Origin of the sequence: Rheinheimera tilapiae (assembly GCF_042432165.1) — a bacterium.
Classification (GTDB): Bacteria; Pseudomonadota; Gammaproteobacteria; order Enterobacterales; family Alteromonadaceae; genus Pararheinheimera; species Pararheinheimera tilapiae.
On record NZ_JBHLXP010000001.1, the window covers coordinates 1,302,534 to 1,320,911 of the forward strand.

The 18,378-nt window shown below is 51.6% G+C and carries 16 protein-coding genes; 7 read left to right on the plus strand and 9 right to left on the minus strand.

The genetic code is table 11. The features are described from left to right. Positions 1-106: 106 nt before the first annotated feature. Both ACFFJP_RS05445 and ACFFJP_RS05450 read right to left on the minus strand, forming a co-directional pair. Positions 107-1,288, minus strand: a complete 1,182-nt coding sequence (locus tag ACFFJP_RS05445) for a serine hydrolase domain-containing protein (protein WP_377241235.1) — start codon at positions 1,286-1,288, stop codon at positions 107-109. 155 nt (positions 1,289-1,443) lie between these two features. After that, positions 1,444-4,317 (minus strand): TonB-dependent receptor domain-containing protein, encoded by a 2,874-nt coding sequence (locus tag ACFFJP_RS05450; RefSeq protein ID WP_377241237.1) that lies wholly within the window; start codon positions 4,315-4,317, stop codon positions 1,444-1,446. Positions 4,318-4,645: 328 nt separating this feature from the next. On the opposite strand from ACFFJP_RS05450, the gene ACFFJP_RS05455 reads away from it, so the two are divergent. From ACFFJP_RS05455 to ACFFJP_RS05475, 5 genes are all read left to right on the plus strand, one after another. After that, complete coding sequence (locus tag ACFFJP_RS05455; protein WP_377241239.1) at positions 4,646-5,107, plus strand: zinc ribbon-containing protein; 462 nt, start codon at positions 4,646-4,648, stop codon at positions 5,105-5,107. A gap of 107 nt (positions 5,108-5,214) precedes the next feature. Then, positions 5,215-7,635: a Lon protease family protein gene (locus ACFFJP_RS05460; RefSeq protein ID WP_377241241.1), complete on the plus strand. Its 2,421-nt coding sequence runs from the start codon at positions 5,215-5,217 to the stop codon at positions 7,633-7,635. A gap of 4 nt (positions 7,636-7,639) precedes the next feature. Next, complete coding sequence (locus tag ACFFJP_RS05465) at positions 7,640-8,290, plus strand: DUF2959 domain-containing protein (RefSeq protein WP_377241243.1); 651 nt, start codon at positions 7,640-7,642, stop codon at positions 8,288-8,290. A gap of 18 nt (positions 8,291-8,308) precedes the next feature. Next, the gene (locus ACFFJP_RS05470) at positions 8,309-8,632 is read left to right on the plus strand and encodes a hypothetical protein (protein WP_377241245.1); all 324 of its coding nucleotides are present in this window, start codon (positions 8,309-8,311) and stop codon (positions 8,630-8,632) included. 119 nt (positions 8,633-8,751) lie between these two features. Next, complete coding sequence (locus ACFFJP_RS05475; RefSeq protein WP_377241247.1) at positions 8,752-9,282, plus strand: cytochrome b; 531 nt, start codon at positions 8,752-8,754, stop codon at positions 9,280-9,282. 75 nt (positions 9,283-9,357) lie between these two features. Here ACFFJP_RS05475 and ACFFJP_RS05480 read toward each other — a convergent pair whose 3' ends face one another. The 6 genes from ACFFJP_RS05480 to miaB form a co-directional block, all read right to left on the minus strand. Beyond that, complete coding sequence (locus tag ACFFJP_RS05480; protein ID WP_377241249.1) at positions 9,358-9,906, minus strand: glycine zipper 2TM domain-containing protein; 549 nt, start codon at positions 9,904-9,906, stop codon at positions 9,358-9,360. A 135-nt stretch (positions 9,907-10,041) separates the two neighbouring features. Continuing rightward, positions 10,042-11,706 (minus strand): apolipoprotein N-acyltransferase, encoded by a 1,665-nt coding sequence (gene lnt, locus ACFFJP_RS05485; RefSeq protein ID WP_377241251.1) that lies wholly within the window; start codon positions 11,704-11,706, stop codon positions 10,042-10,044. A gap of 23 nt (positions 11,707-11,729) precedes the next feature. Continuing rightward, positions 11,730-12,596 (minus strand): CorC family transporter, encoded by an 867-nt coding sequence (locus ACFFJP_RS05490; protein ID WP_377241253.1) that lies wholly within the window; start codon positions 12,594-12,596, stop codon positions 11,730-11,732. Positions 12,597-12,617: 21 nt separating this feature from the next. Beyond that, positions 12,618-13,073 (minus strand): rRNA maturation RNase YbeY, encoded by a 456-nt coding sequence (ybeY, locus tag ACFFJP_RS05495; protein ID WP_377241255.1) that lies wholly within the window; start codon positions 13,071-13,073, stop codon positions 12,618-12,620. Beyond that, positions 13,074-14,189, minus strand: a complete 1,116-nt coding sequence (locus tag ACFFJP_RS05500; protein ID WP_377241257.1) for a PhoH family protein — start codon at positions 14,187-14,189, stop codon at positions 13,074-13,076. It abuts the gene before it with no gap. Between the two features lie 77 nt (positions 14,190-14,266). Further along, positions 14,267-15,703 carry a tRNA (N6-isopentenyl adenosine(37)-C2)-methylthiotransferase MiaB gene (miaB, locus tag ACFFJP_RS05505; RefSeq protein ID WP_377241259.1) on the minus strand — a complete coding sequence of 479 codons (1,437 nt, stop codon included), beginning with the start codon at positions 15,701-15,703 and terminating at the stop codon, positions 14,267-14,269. A 205-nt stretch (positions 15,704-15,908) separates the two neighbouring features. Between miaB and ACFFJP_RS05510 the strand changes: the two genes are divergently transcribed. Both ACFFJP_RS05510 and ACFFJP_RS05515 read left to right on the plus strand, forming a co-directional pair. Continuing rightward, positions 15,909-16,316, plus strand: a complete 408-nt coding sequence (locus ACFFJP_RS05510) for a phosphate ABC transporter substrate-binding protein (protein WP_377241261.1) — start codon at positions 15,909-15,911, stop codon at positions 16,314-16,316. 40 nt (positions 16,317-16,356) lie between these two features. Further along, entirely contained in the window at positions 16,357-17,502 is a 1,146-nt protein-coding gene (locus tag ACFFJP_RS05515) for a hypothetical protein (RefSeq protein ID WP_377241263.1), read from the plus strand. A 16-nt stretch (positions 17,503-17,518) separates the two neighbouring features. Here the strand turns inward: ACFFJP_RS05515 and ACFFJP_RS05520 are convergent, their stop codons facing one another. Next, positions 17,519-18,373 (minus strand): DMT family transporter, encoded by an 855-nt coding sequence (locus ACFFJP_RS05520; protein WP_377241265.1) that lies wholly within the window; start codon positions 18,371-18,373, stop codon positions 17,519-17,521. Positions 18,374-18,378: the final 5 nt, after the last annotated feature.

Genomic DNA, 18,378 nt, shown 5'->3' on the forward strand with positions numbered 1-18,378 from the left:
AAAAATAAAAACTATTACCGTTAGGATAACGCATTCAGGCCCGTGGCAACAACTGCCACGATGGCCTGACAGCGGCTTCTTGCTGCCGTTTCGCGCCTGAATCGGCTTAATGTACCGCTGGCAGCGCCGCCAGCACTTTGCCGACCAGTTGATTGAGCTCGGGGCCATTGCCAATCCACCGGGTAACAATCAACAGATCATGTTCTTTATCGAGATAAATCACATTGCGGCCGGCGCCTTCAAAGGTCACCGCAGAGGCGGGGGCACTCGGCAGGGCTTTTTGATCGGTATTTAAAAACCAGTTGGCAAAACCGTATTGCGGGTTGGCCGGACCGCCCGTGCGTGCTTGCTGAATAAACTGCTGGCTGACCAGTTGCTGGCCATTCCAGTTGCCGTCGCGTAAAAACAGGTAGCCAAAACGGGCCAGGTCCCAGGCATTGATAAACATGCCGCCGCCCCAGTGCCCGCCACCGGACACCGACTGCATGTTCTGACCGTCAAGCTCTAGCCAGCTATTGTCATAGCCAACCCAGCGCCAGGTCGACGATGCGCCAATCGGCTGCATAATCCGTTCGTTTAACACCTGCGGCAGTGGTTTGCGCCACACATATAAAGTGGACAGCGCCAACAGATTCATCCGCACATCGTTGTATTTGTAAAAAGTGCCGGGGGTGCGCAGTGGGCGCTGTGGCCAGTCGGCCGGTGTTTTGCCTTCAGGCCGGTCGGCCCAGTCCGGTTTACCCCACAAGGTGCCTTGCCAGTCGCTGCTCTGACGTAATAAATGCTCCCAGCGGATCTGACTGTTATGCGCGCCCTGATACAAATCCACACCCGGCGGCATAGAAGCTGCGACTTTATCGTTCAGGTTGTGGATGAGGCCCTGTTGCAGCGCAAGGCCGGTCACTGTGGTTAAAAAAGTTTTGGTAATGCTGTGCGTCATATCGACTTTGTCGACGTCACCCCAACGCGCCACGACTTTGCCCTGATACACAATCAGGCCATTGGCGCCGGCCCGCACACTCATAGGGCCGATGATTTGATCATAAGGCTCGCGAGCGCCAAAAGTAGTGGCCTGAACGATGGCCTGATCTTTGGCGGCTTTGTTTTCGCTGGCGATAGCATAGTCCACCGCTTGTTGCAGCCGCTGTGCATTGATGTTTAGGCTTCGTGGCGACGCTTCGGCCCACTGCCCAGCAGGCGGGAAATAGGGGGTTGCCACGGCCGGGGTCCAGACACCGACCACAAACAACACCGCAGGACAAAACCGACGAATAACATGATGGGCCAATTGCTGAACTCCTGAATAAAACAGCAGCATGTCGGCCGGAACGGATAGAGGCAACCGCGCTGCGACCAATGCAGACAATTCGCCGCCAAAAAAAGGAGAGGCAAGCCTCTCCTTCGATATTGGACTGATAGTTCAGAACTGAATTATCGTCAGGGTCAGAACTTGTAGTTCACGCCAACAGTCAGGCGACGACCCAGAATGTCATAGTGCTCGCCCGAGTTATATGTGTTCGGGTTACGCACCGGTTGACGGTCCGCCAGGTTCAGTACGCCAGCGCGTAATTGCAGCTCTGGTGTCAGGTTATATTTACCGGTTAAATCCCAGGCAATATAAGAGGCGATGTCGTTGTAGTTATTCACTTCTGCAGTCCAGGCGTTGCGGTCCCAGACTGAGCTGTGGATATAGGTCGCACCTAATGCCAGCGACAGATCGTCGTAGCTGTAGTTGGCGTTAAAACGGCCTTTCCAGCGGAACGTATCGTAGCTGCCAGCATACTTGCGATCGTCACCGGCCCGGCCTGTGGTATTTTGGTTCCACTTGTCGGTGTAAGTTGCGATCAGACGCAGGTCCAGGTTGCCGTAGTTACCGAGGTCAAACTTATAGTTGGTCTCGATATCATAACCTGCCAGTTCGGCAGACGCAGAATTCACCGGCTTGACGAAGTAGTTGGTGATATCGCGTGTCACTGTATCGCGGGTAAACAGTGAGCAATACGGGTTGTCCAGACTGTCTAGCTGATAGCAGAAGTTCACCACGTTTTGCGCGGTGTGGCTTTCGATCATATCGGCGATCTTAAAGCTCCAGTAGTCCACGGTCAGGCTAAAACCATCCAGATATGACGGTGTATAGATGAAGCCGGCGGTGATGTCGTAAGCGCGCTCACTGTTCAGATCGGTGTTACCTATAATAAAGCCAGGTTTATTGCCGCCATTCACCCATGCTGGAGTTGGCGACCAGCCTTGTGGCATTCCATCGGCGCGGCAGTTTTTCTCTACGTTGGCTTTGTAGACACCGGCGCTGTCAATCCGCAGTTGCTGACATGGGTCAACCAGGGTGCTGAAAGTCTGGCCTGGTGGGTTGTACAGCTCACCAATGTTCGGTGCACGTACTGATTTCGACCGGTTCAGCCGCAGTTTCAGGTCATCGTTGATGGTGTAGTTCAGACTAATTTTCCAGGCATTCTCGCTGCCTGTAGTGCTGTAATCCATCGCGCGGACTGCCGTTTCCAGCGTCAGATCTTTGACATAGGCAAGGTCGGCCAATAACGGAATCGAGAATTCAGCAGAGGCTTCGCGCACGGAGAATTCACCTGACAGCGGTGATGACTGGTTGTTAAACAACGCGCCTGAACGCATCGCCGGATCTGGCAGTGATGACGAACGTTCTTTGCGATATTCCACACTGAATGCCGAACCAACTATGCCGGCCGGCAGTTCATAGATATCACCGGTCAAAGTGAAACCTGCAACGTCCTGATCTAATGTGGCATCGCGCATCGCATCGGTGCGGATCCAGTCCAGCGCAGACTGAGAAGCCATGCCTGAACCGTAAATATTCAGCGGCACACAGCCTTGTGCACGAGCGGTCACGTCTTTACAGACGATGTTGCCGTTAGTATCACGTGTAGCCTGGATCGCAGCGTAAAAGCGGTCTTCCAGCATTTCGCCAAACCATTTTGAATTGGCATCAACATGACCTTTCTGGGCATATGCTTCGTAGCCCCATGTATCCGTCAACACACCTTCCAGGCCAATAGCCGCACGGGCCAAGGTCCGGTTCTGGTCGTATTTACGGTTACCGAAAATATCCGCTAGGTAGGTATTCTGGATTTGTGAAGTGACTTTGTTGTCGGCAAAAAACTTGCGCGCGCTGTCAGTCAGCATTGGGTTCAGCGGGTCGATACCGTTCGCACTGCTTAACACAAAAAATGCCGGAGAGCTTTCCCCAAAGGCTTTTGTATTCGAATAAGTGGATTCAAAGGTAAAACGGTGGTCATCGTTAATCTGATAACCATAATTCATATTCAGGTTCAGACGTTCCAGCGGGGTCCGCAGGTAAGTGTGGTCCAGCGTGTTGTAACCATCGCCCGGAGCACCATCAGCAGATAAATAACGGCTGTTGTTAGCGCTGCCTGTGACAAACGGATATGCAGTGCCGCCATTCATATCAAATGGGCGCACAGAGCCGTCATTGGCAAACACATAATTTTTACCGCCAACCGCGAAAGTACCGGTTTTTCCGTAGTTGATCAGAATTGGATTACCGGTTTTTTCCCAGACAATACGGCCAGGAATACTATCAGTACCGGTTTTGTTCGCCGGGTTGTCGATCGTGATCAAACCATCGCGGACGAAATCACGCTGGCTACCACGGATTTGAGATTGTTCAGAGTAAGTCAGGTTCGCGATAAAATCGGATTTGCCTTCACTGTTACCAAAGGTCAGGCTGTAAAAATCTTCTTCACCGCCACTTTGTGACGGCCGGCTGGTTGCTGCATCCACTTCAAAGCCGTTAAATGATTTTTTGGTAATGATATTCACCACACCGGCCACGGCGTCAGAGCCGTACACTGCGGAAGCACCGCCAGTGGACACTTCAATGCGTTCGATCATCGCCGTTGGGATGTTGTTTAAATCGACTGCGCTGTTGCCTGGGTTAGAACCGACAAAACGGCGGCCGTTTACCAGCACCAGCGTGCGGTTGGTGCCAAGACCGCGTAATGCTGTGTTGTTCAGACCTGAAGCGAAAATAGTGCTGTTCGTGGTTTCTGGTGACAATCCGGTGACTGCATTTGGCATGTCATTGAGCAGTTCACCGACGTTGGTGACACCGGCGTCAACGATAGTGTCACCACTGATCACTGTGACCGGCGTTGGTGATAATTCGCCAATCCGTTTGATTTTCGAACCTGTTACTTCAATGCGTTCTACTTTGTCGTCGGTCTGGGTTTCTTGCGCTTGCGCCTGGCTGACCAGACCTAGACTCAGGGCGATTTGTACGGCAATCGCCAGCTTATTATTTTTGTACATCCTGGATATCCTCTAATTGGCTTGTGTACTGCAGCCCCCAGTTCGTCATGATCGCAGGGAGAAGTTGTTTTCATAAAATAGGTACTAGGGGCCGCAGCGGCGACAACCTAGACAGATCATCAATTCGGTACAAGAAAATTGCGGTGATATCACAGGAAAATCATAATGAATGACAAATTCGGTACAATTAATATACAGGCCTGAGCCAATACCGATTGCCATGGATGCCAGTCTTTAGCTTGGTTTTTTTCTGAGCTGTTGTTGTGCGAGTGTCCTGGCCTTAGCCAGCTATACTCGGCATATCAAGGGTTGTTGGTACGAGGTCAACATGACTGATTTAATGCATAAATACCGGCACTGGCTGCAACAGTTGGACCAACTGCTGCACAGTGCTCAGGCCGAATCCGATCCGCTGCTCAGGCCCGCCCATCATGTCGCCGACACCTTCAGCGCCTATATCAAGGCCGGCCGTGATCTGACCGCTTACGAAACCCAGCTATTTATCGAAACGTTTTTCCATCAACAGCAATTGCCGCAGCCGCCGTCCATCTGGCCGGAAACCTTATGGCAGCTGCTGGCGCAGGTCACCGATAAAACCCAGGTGGAATGGCAGGAACTGGAGCAGGATCTGTCGCATCAGGGGTTATATCTGCAAGGCGAACCGGTAGGTATGGGACTTTATCTGTGCCGCAACTGCGGTGAGACGATGCATTATAACCACCCGGCAACTCTGATCCCTTGTCCGGGCTGTGGGGGCGGGCATTTCTTGCGCCGCGGTCTGCCGGTCTGAGCTTGTTCTTTGCCGCCCAACAGATCTGATGTTCGATCACAGATATGTTTTCGGCATGCTACTGATTTTGTTAGTATGCCCGCATATCCCAGTAAGGAATCTACGGCATGACGCAAATTGCAGTAACCAAAGCTGCCGACACTAAACTTCAACTGCTCGCCCTCACTGCGGCACAGCTGTCCCCACAATTGGACGACGCTCAGATCAAAGACGCGTTGGACGTGGCGGGATATAGCAGCACCTTTATCGGACAGGATCGCGCCAAGGCTGCGCTGGGTTTTGCCATCGGTATGGATATGCCAGGTTATAACCTTTATGTGATGGGTGAACCGGCTTTGGGCCGCTTTACGTTGGTGCAGGATATTCTGCAGCAGGCGGCCAGTGAAAAAGAAACGCCGGATGACTGGTGTTATCTGAATAATTTTGACGATGAACGCACACCGCAAACACTGCGCCTGTTACCGGGTGAAGGCCGGGTACTAGTTAAAAAACTCGAAGCCTTGATCGACGAATTGCTCGATACCTTTCCGGCCGCCTTTGATAACCCGGGTTATCAACGGCGCAAAAAGGCCATTCATGCCGCCTTTGACAATAAATATGAAGCTGCCATCGCGTTGGTGGAACGCAAAGCTCTGGAAAAACAGGTGGTGCTGTACGAAGAAAACGGCGCAGTCAGTTTTTCGCCGATGATCGACGGCAAACCGCTGGACGATACTGAATTTGCCAGCCTTGCCGATGACAAACGGCAATTTTTTTATGAACTGGTCAGTGAGCTGGAAACTATCCTGAATGAACAGCTGCTCGAATTGCCGCAGTGGAAACGTGAGTTATCGGAAAATCTACGTACACTGCGCCGCGAAACCATCGAGCAGGCGATCAAACCGCTGTTAAAGCAGCTGGAACACGATTACGTCACCGAACTGGGTATTTTGCGTTACTTACGCGAAATGCGGCCAGAACTGGTGAAAGCCGTGCTGGAATTGTTGCCGGAAGAGCTTGAGAGCGATAAAGCCGAAGAGCTGGATATCCGCAGCTTTTTTATCAACGACTTTGTGCCCAACGTGCTGGTGCATCACGAATCGATGTCTGGTGCGCCCATTGTGTTTGAAGCCAACCCCAGCTATGGCAATTTGTTTGGCCGGGTTGAATACAGCTCAGCACAGGGCTCGTTGTACACCAATTACCGCATGATCCGCGCCGGCGCTTTGCACAAAGCCAACGGTGGTTACCTGATCCTGGATGCAGACCGGCTGCTGACGCAACCCGCGGTATGGGATGCGTTGAAGCTGGCGCTGAAATCCGGCGAAATTGTCATCGATACCTTGAGTGAACACGCCGTCACCAATTCGACCATTATCACGCCTAAAGCGATTCCGCTCAGCGTCAAAGTGGTACTGCTGGGCTCGCGCGATTTGTATTATCTGGTGCAGGATGTCGACGATGAGTTTAACGAACTGTTCCGCGTGCTGGCTGATTTTGAAAGTTATCTGCCGCTCAATGATCAAACTATTAAATATATGTCGTTGCAGCTGCAGGATCAGATCCAGCAGTTGGAAGCAGGCCCACTGACGGTCTGCGGCCTGAAGCAATTGTTGTTATTCAGTTTCCGCCAGGCCGAACATCAGCGCAAGCTATCGGCCCGCTTTGCCGATGTGCTGGAACTGGTGCGTGAAGCCTGTTATTACGCCAATCAGCAAGGTGATAACGAGCTAAGCGGTGCGCATGTGCAGCAGGCTTTAGCTGGCAAACAATACCGCACGGGTCGCATCAGCGAGTCATTTCTGGAAGATATTCAGGAAGGGCAGATCCTGATTGATTCCGATGGCTGGGCTGTTGGCAAAATCAACGGCCTGACGGTACTGGAAATTGGCGACACCGCCTTTGGTACGCCGGCGCGTATCAGTGCCACTGTCTATCCGGGCTCAAATGGCGTGATCGATATTGAGCGTGAAGTTGAACTGGGCAAAGCCATCCACTCTAAAGGGGTGATGTTGCTGACTGGTTATCTCGGCGCTAAATATGCGCAGCAGTTCCCGCTGACGCTGTCCGCCAATATTGCGATGGAACAGTCTTACGGCCTGATTGACGGCGACAGTGCCTCGCTGGCGGAAGTGCTGGCGCTGATTTCGGCGATCTCCGGTATGCCACTGCGGCAGGATCTGGCGATCACTGGTTCAATCAACCAGCATGGTCAGGTCCAGGCCATTGGTGGTGTCAATGAGAAAATCGAAGGTTTCTTTAAACTGTGCCAGTCGCGCGGTCTGACCGGGCGGCAAGGGGTGGTGATCCCTGCCAGCAATCTGCTGCATCTGGTGTTGCATCAGGATGTGATCAATGCGGTCGATGCCGGCTTGTTTCATATTTACACGGTGCGGACTGTCGATGAGGCGTTGGAACTACTGACCGGTCTGACCGCCGGCGAGCGCAATGCCAAAGGTCAATATACGAAAAAAACCTTAAACGCACTGACGATGCAAAAACTTGCTGCCATTGCTGAGTTAGTCAATGGTGGCGCTGAGGAAGATTAAATTGATGAAAAAAGTGGTAATGCTGGCGTCCATGCTGGCGACATTGTTGGTACTGAGTGGCTGCTCGACGGCTTATTATGCGGCGATGGAAAAGGTGGGTATTCATAAACGTGACATTCTGATCGACCGGGTTGAAGAAGCGCGGGATGCACAGATTGCCGGTCAGCAGGAATTTAAAGATGCGTTGGATCAGCTGTCGCAGCTGATTGGTTTTCATGGCGGCGATCTGCAAGGCCGCTATGAAGCGTTAAACAGCCAGTATGAAGACAGTAAAAAAGCTGCAGCGGACGTCAGCGCACGCATCAATAAAGTCGAGCTGGTCGCGTTTGACCTGTTTAACGAATGGGATGATGAGTTAAAACAATATCAGAATAAAAAACTGCGGGCCGAGAGCAAGCAAAAGCTGCTCGATACCAAACGCCAGTTTGATGCACTGGTCAAAGTGATGCGCCGCGCCGAAAGCAAAATGCCGCCGGTATTGCGGGTATTACAGGATAATGTATTGTATTTAAAACATAATCTGAACGCGAAAGCGGTAGGTGCAATTTCCGGTGAATTCTCTGTGTTGCAACAGGATGTCGAGCAACTGGTGCAGGACATGAACCGGGCTATTGCCGACTCGAACCAGTTTATCGCTGCGATCAAACAGTCATAACAGAACGAAGGAATGGGCATGCCGAATAAACCTGTGGTGGAAGCGACTTACCGGTTGGAGCCAGGATGTCTGGGGCCAGACGGTGCGCAATATATTACCGAGTTTTGTCAGTTTGCCCAGCCGCTGGTGAGCAGTCATACCCCGGCATTTATGCAATGGGTGTTGACGCCACGTTTTGATAAATCGTTGCCTGAATTAGAGTTTTCGCTAGCGGGCCGGGTGCTGACTGACAGTCAGGCTGAGCGGCTGTGCAGCAGTTACCAGACAGACGCCGACACGCTGGTCGAAGAATTGAATCATCATCTGATGTTATTAATTGACCAGTATTTTGGCCGCTGGTAACTAGCTGGCAACTAAGAGTTTCTTCAGGATTCGCTGTTATCTTTGCGTTACCGCAATGTTTGTGGAAGTCGCATGATGCATGCTGCGTTTAGAATTTCATTTTGCCATGGAGCCACCCGATGAACAGATCCCGTTATTCGTTTCCGACCATCGCTTTGCATTGGATCACTGTTCTGCTGATTATTGCCGTGTATTGCACCATGGAGTTTCGCAGCAGTTTCGAGCGAGGCAGTCCTGAGCGTGACTTGATGAAGACCGTGCACTATATGCTGGGACTCAGTGTATTGCTGTTGACCGTGGCCCGGCTCTGGTTTCGTAGTCGTCAACCGTATCCGGCGATTGAACCTTTACCGCCAGTCTGGCAGCACAAACTAGCGGCGTTGGTGCATCTGGCTCTGTATGTGTTGTTAGTTGGTTTACCATTATTGGGCTGGCTGATTTTATCGGCAGAGGGCAAAGTGATCCCGTTTTGGGGGCTCGAATTACCGGCGTTGATAGCGCCGAATGAAGAATTAGCCGGGAGCTTTGAAGACTTACATAAATTGTTAGCAGATGCTGGTTACGCGCTGATCGGTATTCATGCGTTGGCGGCGATTTATCACCACCATATTGTCAAAGACAATACCCTGCTGCGGATGAAACTGAAGTAAGAAAAAGCAGCGCTTTGGCCTTTAGGATTAACGTGCTGTTGATGGCCAGAGCGCTGCCGGGAACCCGGATAAAGGTTATGAACTGACGGGTTCTACCGTCATGAGTTTACCGTCCTGCAATAACATCCGGCCTGATGGTTTCTGACTGACCTGCGTGGTCTTCAGCTCGCCATCATGCAGATAACGCACTTCGTATCCGATAGTTTTCTCGACAGTTTTTTGCACCGTTTTACACACTTGTTGCTCTTGATAGCTCACATCTTTTTGCTGCATGTCTTCCTGGACTTGTTTGCCGGCATAACCACCGGCAGCAGCGCCGGCAACCGTTGCCAGCTTTTTGCCAGAACCACCACCGACCTGATTACCCAGCACACCGCCAACCACTGCACCGATCACAGTGCCAGCGATTTCGTGCTGGTCCTGAACCGGCGCGGTTTTAGCGATTTTCTTGGTGGTACATTGTTGTTGTGGTTCGGAAGAGGTTTCTGTCAGCGCTTTGCTGCTGACGATTTCAACCCACTGGGGTTGATTGTTTTTGCTGCTGGTGTAGTTGGTGGCGACTGCGCCTAAGGCGGTAATGGCAGCTGCGCCTAACATGGAACCAACGATCATCATTTTACTCATAGGTATGCTCCGAAAAGTCCGACTGACTTGGTGGGCAGACTAACCGGCTGGAACTGTATTGCGGCTGAATGAAAAAAGGGACTGCTACATTAGCAGTCCCTTTATGTCGAAGCGCACCATGGTGTCGGTCAAATATCAGAAATGTGGCTCAATGCGTTCTTTCGCTGCTGATTCTGCTGACTTGCTGTCAGTCATCACCTCGACCGGCTCTACATGGGCCGCTTCGGTTATTGGCTCTGGTGTTATCGTCTCTGCAGGTACCGGGTCTGTACCGGAGCGTTGCCGCCACCAGAGGAGAACACAGGTTAGCAGGCAGAACGCGTACAGCGGCCAGTCACCCAGTCGGCTATAGAGCGTACGGCCTTGTGTCAATGGGACTTCCAGTGTCAGGACACCGTCCTGAAATTGTGGCAGCTGGGCCAGCACCTGGCCATCGGCGCCAATGGCAGCGGTCACACCTGTGTTAGTGGCACGCAGCAGGGGACGACCAAATTCGAGCGCCCGCATCCGGGCAATTTCCAGATGTTGCCACGGACCATGTGAATCACCAAACCAGGCATCGTTGCTGACTGTTAACAAAAAATCGGTGTCATCAGTGAAATTGGCACGGATTTGCCGTGGAAAAGCGATTTCAAAACACAGTGCTGCCAGCAGCTGATAGCCTTTGGCCTGCAAATTCGGCTGCAGCCATTCGCCGCGGGCGAATGAACTGTTTGGCAGATCAAAAAATGGCGCCACGTCACGGAGGAAGCGTTCAAAAGGCACAAATTCCCCAATCGGTAACAGGTGGTGTTTCTGATAGCGGTTGCGGGTCTCATAATGATAAATCTGACCTTTCACGCCGGTATCACCAACCACAATCATGCCATTGTAGGCATCGCCATTGCGTTTCCAATCAAGGATCCCGGTGATCACCGCCGCTTTGTTTTCAGCGGCCAGCATATCGAGGTTAAACAAGTAAGCTTGTGCATCGGGTTCCACCTGCGGAATGGCGGCTTCTGGCCAAATCACCAACCGCTCAGATAGCTGCGGCCGGGTCAGCTGCATATATTTTTTCATGGTCGGCAGTTCCTGCTCTGGTGCCCAGCGCAACTCCTGACGGATATTGCCCTGTACCAGCGCCACCGGCACTTGTACGCCATTGGTCTGCCAGCCTTTGAAGTGGCCAAGCACAGGTGCCAGCGCCAGCAACACCACAGCAGCCGCCAACTGCCCATGCACCACACGGCTCGGCTGATAGCGCCACAACAACGCAAAGCTGCCTGCGGCCAACAACAGAATAAAGTTAATGCCGGTTTCACCAATCAGCGGCGCATAACTGGCCAGCCAGCCATCGGTTTGACTGTAACCGAGCGATAACCAAGGGAATCCGGTAAAAAGCCAGGAGCGAAGGTTTTCGCTGAGTGTCCAGCAGACGGCGAGTAACAGCGGCCAATAGTGTGGCCTGTTCTTGGCCAGGCGCGCCGCGCTATAGGCCGCAAGGGCCGGAAACAATGACAGATAAGCGACCAGAGCCGCCATAATACCGAGACTGGCAATCAGCGGCATGCCACCAAAAGTAGCTATGCTGACATGCACCCAACTGACACCCAGACCGAACCAGCCAAGACCATAACACCATCCCAGCCAGGCAGCCTGACGGGCAGACTCAGCTTGGCGTAAGGCCAGGGCTAGTATGGCGAGTGTTAACAACGGCAGGGCATGCCATTGATAAGGGGCAAAAGCGAATGTATTCAACAGGCCTGCTGCACATAACAACAGGCTCCACAGGCCGGTTCTGGCCGAAATATTTAATCGCACTGGTTTCATCCTGCGGCTGGGCGTTATTCGTCGGTGGCGGTATCGGTTTTTGGTTTAATCACTTGTAACTGCACCAAACGACGATTGTTCGCTTTGTTCACTTTGAAGGTCAGGCCGCCGAGACTGATGCTTTCACCTTTCACCGGCATATGACCAAAGGCATGGAGCACAATACCGCCGATGGTACTGGCTTCGTCTTCATCAAAGCTAGTGGCAAAAGCTTCATTAAATTCATCGAGGGGTGTTAAAGCGCTAACCAAAAATACATGACTGCCGAGCTTACGAATGTCGGAGCCTTCGATTTCATCGTGCTCGTCTTCAATTTCGCCGACGATTTGTTCCAGAATATCTTCGATGGTGATGAGGCCGGACACACCGCCATATTCATCAACCACAATTGCCATATGATAACGTTGCTGGCGGAAATCTTTCAGCAGTGCATCAACTCTTTTACTTTCCGGAATAATGACGGCCGGTCTTAAAATGTCGCGAAGTTGCCATTCAGTCTGCGGCTTTAGAGCATATTGCAGGATATCTTTAACGATCAGAATGCCTTCGATGTGGTCTTTATCTTCATTGACCACCGGATAACGACTGTGATTATTTTCCAATAAAATAGGCAGGTATTCTTCTAGTGGCTGGTCAATATCAATAGTTGCCATCTGTGAGCGCGGCACCATGATATCGCGGGCCCGCATTTTGGAGATCGCGAGCACGCCTTGCAGCATGCCTTTGGTATCAGTGTCGATTAACGCACGGGCATTGGCCTCGGCGATAATGGCTTGTAAATCGGACAGGTCTTGGGGTTCTGCAGTAAATATCGCGGCAATGCGCTCTAACCAGGATTTTACGGCAGAACCGCGTCCCGAGTGTGGATTGTCGTCACTCATGACTTCAAATCAGCTCCATGTTCAGTCAATCAAATAAGGGTTGGCAAAGCCAAGTTCCTGTAATATTTGGATCTCTTCCGCTTCCATTTCTTCGGCGTCAGCGTCATTTATATGGTCAAAGCCGAGCAAATGCAAGCTGCCATGTACCACCATATGCGCCCAATGGGCTTGCAGGGTTTTTTGTTGTTCCTGCGCTTCGCGCGCGACAACCTGCGCACAGATCACCAAATCACCCAGCAAGGGTAATTCAATGCCCGGCGGGCACTGAAATGGGAAACTCAACACATTGGTCGGTTTGTCTTTTTCACGATAATCAAAATTAAGCTGCTGGCTTTCAGTTTCATCGACGATGCGGATCGTCACTTCCGCATCCGCCTGAAAAGGCGCCACTGCGGCGTCCAGCACCCGTTGCAACTCTGCTTCTGTCGGCAAATCTGTTGCGGTGCTGGCTTGTTGTAAATCCAGAATAATCGCCATTTAAACCTCTTTACTGCGCCGGCGCGTGGTTTTCGCGGCAGGCTCTACAGGCTCGGCGACGACCGGAGTGGCTGGCACGGCCTGCTCAGCGGCACGCGCGGCGGCTTTGGCATCAGCGACGGCCTTTTCATGCGCTTCATAGGCCATGACAATTTTTTGCACCACCGGATGTCGCACCACATCTTTCGCATTGAAATAGTTAAAACTCAGTGCGTCGACTGCAGACAACACGTCGATGGCATGCTTCAGACCTGAATACTGACCACGCGGTAAATCGACCTGGGTGACATCGCCGGTGATCACGGCTTTGGAATTAAAGCCAATCCGGGTTAAAAACATTTTCATCTGCTCGACCGTGGTATTTTGGCTCTCGTCGAGAATGATGAAGGCATCGCTCAAAGTCCGGCCACGCATATAAGCCAGCGGTGCGATTTCGATAGTGCCGCGTTCGAGGTACTTTTCAACCTTTTCAAAGCCCAGCATATCAAACAGAGCGTCGTACAAAGGCCGTAAATACGGGTCGACTTTTTGCGCCAGATCACCGGGCAAAAAGCCCAGCTTTTCGCCAGCTTCAACGGCAGGGCGGGTGAGCACAATACGGCGGACCTGTTGTTTCTCGAGTGCATCGACGGCACAGGCAACTGCCAGATAAGTTTTCCCAGTGCCGGCCGGACCGATGCCAAAAGTCACATCATGGGTCAGCACATTGGCGACATAACGGCTTTGATTGGCGTTGCGGCCTTTAATCAACCCTTTTTTGGTTTTGATGCTGACTTCATTCTGCGTTGCATCAACACTGACCAGACTACTTGGGTTTTCCACACTGCTCAGACTCAGATGGACCTGTTCCGGGCTCAACGGCTGTACTTTACCGTTGGCGGATACAGTTTCCTGATACAGGGACTCTAGTAGTTGACGTACCAGCGGTAGCTGTTCGGTCAGGCCCAGCAGGCGGAATTTTTCTTCGCGGTTTTGGATCTGAACGCGAAAACGCCGTTCAATCTGGTGCAGATGATCGTCAAATGGGCCACATAACATCGCAATACGCTGGTGGTCAGCCGGAGCAAAACTGAATTCTAGGCTGCTGATCGGGTTGTCCAAATGTCCTTCTCTCATGGTTGGATAAAAAAGTCCGGTATGGTGACCGGACTTGCTTATCAACACTTCAGGCCTGCAGCAACTGCAGCCGGTGTTCAGGGTTGGTAGGTTGCGACACCGAGTGTATCGGCGCTGCCTTCTGGCCGGTTTTGCCGGGCCATAATTTGTTGCGGGGAAATTTCCCGGCGCAGGTCCATCTCTGCTTCAGTCCTGATCACCACACCTTTTAGGGAATTGGTGAACACATCAGTGATCCGGACATCAACGAACTGCCCAATCATATCAGGCGTGCCTTCGAAATTCACCACCCGATTATTTTCAGTGCGGCCGGTCAGTTCCATCAAATCTTTCTTCGACGGGCCTTCCACCAGAATACGCTGTTCAGTGCCCAGCATGCTACGGGCAATCTGCAGCGATTGCTGGTTGATACGGTCCTGCAGGATATACAGACGCTGTTTTTTCTCGTCTTCCGACACATCATCCGGCAGATCAGCTGCCGGTGTGCCTGGCCGTGCACTGTAGATAAAACTGAAGCTCATATCAAAACCGATGGTGCTGATGAGGTCCATCGTCTGGGCAAAATCTTCCGCCGTTTCACCAGGGAAACCGATGATAAAATCGGACGACATCGACAGATTCGGTCGGATCTTTTTCAGCTTGCGGATCTGAGCTTTGTATTCGAGTGCGGTATGGTTACGTTTCATCAGCGTCAGGATCCGGTCCGAACCGCTTTGCACCGGTAAATGCAGGTGGTCAACCAATTCAGGGATATCGCGATACACTTCAATAATATCGTCTGTGAATTCAACCGGATGCGACGTGGTGTAGCGAATACGGTCAATGCCGTCGATGGCAGCAACCAAGCGCAGTAATTCAGAAAAGTGACAAATCTGGTCGTCGTGCGTGGCACCGCGATAGGCGTTGACGTTCTGGCCTAACAGATTGACTTCCCGCACGCCTTGTTCAGCCAGCTGCGCGATTTCCAGCAGCACATCATCCAGCGGGCGACTGACTTCTTCACCGCGGGTATAAGGCACCACACAGAAAGTACAGTATTTTGAGCAGCCTTCCATGATCGAGACAAAAGCGCTTGGACCTTCGGCTTTTGGCTCTGGCAGACGGTCAAATTTCTCTATTTCAGGGAAAGACACATCGACCACAGGGGAGCGGTCACCGCGAACGGCGTTGATCATTTCGGGTAGACGGTGCAGCGTTTGCGGCCCAAACACAATATCAACATATGGCGCGCGTTCGCGGATGGCGGCGCCTTCCTGTGAGGCAACACAGCCACCAACACCGATGATTAAATTCGGTTTTTTCTTTTTCAGCGGACGCCAGCGTCCCAACTGGTGAAACACTTTTTCCTGTGCTTTTTCGCGGATAGAGCAGGTGTTTAATAAAATAACATCCGCGTCTTCTGCTTCTTCAGTCAGGGTATAGCCATGAGTGGCATCCAGTAAGTCAGCCATTTTGGATGAATCGTATTCGTTCATCTGGCAGCCCCAGGTTTTAATGTGCAGCTTTTTGCTCATGGTCAGAATATGCCTGTAAAAAAGTCGGACGGAAAAAAGGCGCGTATTTTAACTGACACCCCGCTCAAGTACCAGCCTTGTGCAGTTTATTCGGTGGCTGCAAAACACCGAATTGTCGTTTTGGTAAAATTTTGCTTTCAGTTCAGTATGTTCAGAATACTGGTCTACACTTCAAAAAAGTTGTAAGGCCAGCGTGGAGCTTAAAATGAAGAAAATTCTCTGGGTGCCTTTGGCACTGTTCAGTGCATCTGTTTTCGCCGAAGTTGCAGTTGTTGTTCACCCGTCCAATGCTGCAGCATTAAATCCTGAAGCCATAGCGCAAATCTACCTTGGACGCAGTAAAAGCTTTCCAGATGGCAAAGCTGCATTACCCTTAGGTCAGGCAGAAGGCAGTAAAACCACAGAACAATTTAATCAGAAGGTGCTGAATAAATCCGGCAGTCAGATTAAAGCCTATTGGTCCAAGCTGGTGTTTACCGGTAAAGGCACACCACCAAAAGAGATCAGTACCGATGCAGAAATGCTGGAACTGGTCAGTCAGAATCCCAGCGTTATTGGTTATGTCGACAAAGCATCGGTCACAGATAAAGTTAAAGTGCTGGCAACGTTCTGACTTGCGCGGCTAGTCTTTTACTATTGCCGGAGTAAACAACATGAATTGGCAGAATCCTAAGCAGCAGGCCGTGTCTTTGCTTGCGTGTGCGCTTTTTGCCTCAAGTGGGCAGGCGGCGGAATTTAACTGGAGCGGGTTTCTGACGCTTGCTGCTGGCAAAACCCTGAGTGGTTCGGTGCAGGGACAAAATGAAGTCGGTATAAATTGTCCCTGTATGATTTCCGATTTTTCGCAATCCGGAGTCATTGATAGCAGCTGGGATTTTGCCGCGGATTCAAAACTGGGGTTGCAAGGCAATCTGCAGCTGTCAGAGCAGCTTAGTTTGACGGCGCAGTTAGTTAGTCGTGGTGCCCGTGACTGGGATCCAAATCTGGAGTGGGTCTATGCCGGCTGGCAACTCGGCGACAGCGATTTAATACAGGTTGGCCGTAAGCGTTTACCGCTGTTTTATTTTTCAGAACAGCAGGATGTCAGCTTCACTTACCCTTGGGTGCATCTGCCGCCGCAAACCTATGGTTGGGAAGCGGTTAATTACAACGGGATTAACTGGAATCATAGTTTTCAGGCCGGGGACTGGAGTGGTCTGGTCAATACATTCGCCGGTAGCGAAACCCGCAAAGACAATGATTACATGAAAATTTATAACGGCATCGACAGTGAAACCGACACGCGCTGGCGCAAAATCATCGGCGCAGAAGTGCTGATGAACCGCGACTGGTTTGAAGGCCGCCTGATGCTGATGAAATCCGATACGCAGAGCCGTCTAGCCAGTGACAATGCAGATTGGTCAGCTCCAACGGAACAGATGCTATTTGGTGCATCTGGCTTGATTGATTATCAGGACTGGATCGTTAGTGCTGAGTTGTTTTTCTCCGACCGCACAGAGTCCTATGGCCGTGATTTGGCTTACACCCTGACTACAGGCAAAAGGCTCGACGGCTGGGTCTGGTACTTAACGCATGGTTTGTATCAGCAAAAAATTAATGCTATGAATCCGCTGGAACTGACTACAGAAGCGGACCAGGAGAAACATCGGTTATCCTCTGCGGTGGTAAGGTTTGACGTCAGCTCTGCTGCCGCAGTAAAAATCCAGCTGGATCACTGGCAGGATGGTGGTGGTCAGTGGTTTAAACAAACCTACGGCGATGCCAACGCACTGAGCATCAGTTACGATCGCGTGTTCTGAACAAGACCGGCAGTGTTCAGAACAAGCGCTGCCGGCTCGTCACATAACCGGCATAAAAGATAATCAACACACCAGCAAACCAAGCCATAGTGACTGGTTCCTGCCAGAACAAATAACCAAACAACCCGGCAAATACTACGCTGCTGTAGGTCCACATTCCAATATCACTGGCTGGCGCTAAGGCATAAGCGCGGGTCATTGCCATTTGTCCGGCGGCAGCCAGTACGCCCATTCCGGCAAAAGCCCACCAGGCGACTGCCGGTAACGGATGCCAGTCAAATGGCACTGGAATAAAGGAGATAATGGCCGTCAGCAGCGAGAAATAAAACACGATGCGTGCGGCAGGTTCGGTATCTGACATATACCGTATTGTGGTTTTCGTCACGGCGACCAGCACTGCCGACAATAGTCCAATCGCCAGCATCAACCAATTGCCCGGACCGCCACTGACTGGGATTGCAATAAAGACGCCGACAAAGCCGAGAGCAATGGCAAACAGGGTTAAACGACTCGGCCGTTCATTCAGCCAGAAGCGGGCAATAATGGGGACGACAAAAGGGGAGAGCAGTAAGACCAACATAGCCTGCGCTAACGGTAACTGACTGATCACATAGAAAAAGCAGTACATTGAAATGATGCCGGTAGTGGCACGGCTCAGATGTAAATACCAGCGGTCGGTTTTCAGTATTTGCATGCCTTGCAAGTAGATCCACGGCAGCATAACCAACAGAGCAAAAAAATTGCGGAAAAACACCACCTGGACCTGACTGGCCGACTCACTGGTCAGTTTAACCAGTGCGCCGATGCCGGCAAAGCAAGCTTCAGCCAGTAATAACAGGGCTGCCGCCAGATAGAGTTGGGAAGGCCTCACAGTGT

Coding starts and splice junctions, on each gene's coding strand:
- ACFFJP_RS05450 (WP_377241237.1), bottom strand. CDS start 4,317: ATGTACAAAAATAATAAGCTGGCGATTGCCGTACAAATCGCCCTGAGT.
- ACFFJP_RS05455 (WP_377241239.1), top strand. CDS start 4,646: ATGACTGATTTAATGCATAAATACCGGCACTGGCTGCAACAGTTGGAC.
- ACFFJP_RS05460 (WP_377241241.1), top strand. CDS start 5,215: ATGACGCAAATTGCAGTAACCAAAGCTGCCGACACTAAACTTCAACTG.
- ACFFJP_RS05465 (WP_377241243.1), top strand. CDS start 7,640: ATGAAAAAAGTGGTAATGCTGGCGTCCATGCTGGCGACATTGTTGGTA.
- ACFFJP_RS05470 (WP_377241245.1), top strand. CDS start 8,309: ATGCCGAATAAACCTGTGGTGGAAGCGACTTACCGGTTGGAGCCAGGA.
- ACFFJP_RS05475 (WP_377241247.1), top strand. CDS start 8,752: ATGAACAGATCCCGTTATTCGTTTCCGACCATCGCTTTGCATTGGATC.
- ACFFJP_RS05480 (WP_377241249.1), bottom strand. CDS start 9,906: ATGAGTAAAATGATGATCGTTGGTTCCATGTTAGGCGCAGCTGCCATT.
- ACFFJP_RS05490 (WP_377241253.1), bottom strand. CDS start 12,596: ATGAGTGACGACAATCCACACTCGGGACGCGGTTCTGCCGTAAAATCC.
- ybeY (WP_377241255.1), bottom strand. CDS start 13,073: ATGGCGATTATTCTGGATTTACAACAAGCCAGCACCGCAACAGATTTG.
- ACFFJP_RS05500 (WP_377241257.1), bottom strand. CDS start 14,189: ATGAGAGAAGGACATTTGGACAACCCGATCAGCAGCCTAGAATTCAGT.
- miaB (WP_377241259.1), bottom strand. CDS start 15,703: ATGAGCAAAAAGCTGCACATTAAAACCTGGGGCTGCCAGATGAACGAA.
- ACFFJP_RS05510 (WP_377241261.1), top strand. CDS start 15,909: ATGAAGAAAATTCTCTGGGTGCCTTTGGCACTGTTCAGTGCATCTGTT.
- ACFFJP_RS05515 (WP_377241263.1), top strand. CDS start 16,357: ATGAATTGGCAGAATCCTAAGCAGCAGGCCGTGTCTTTGCTTGCGTGT.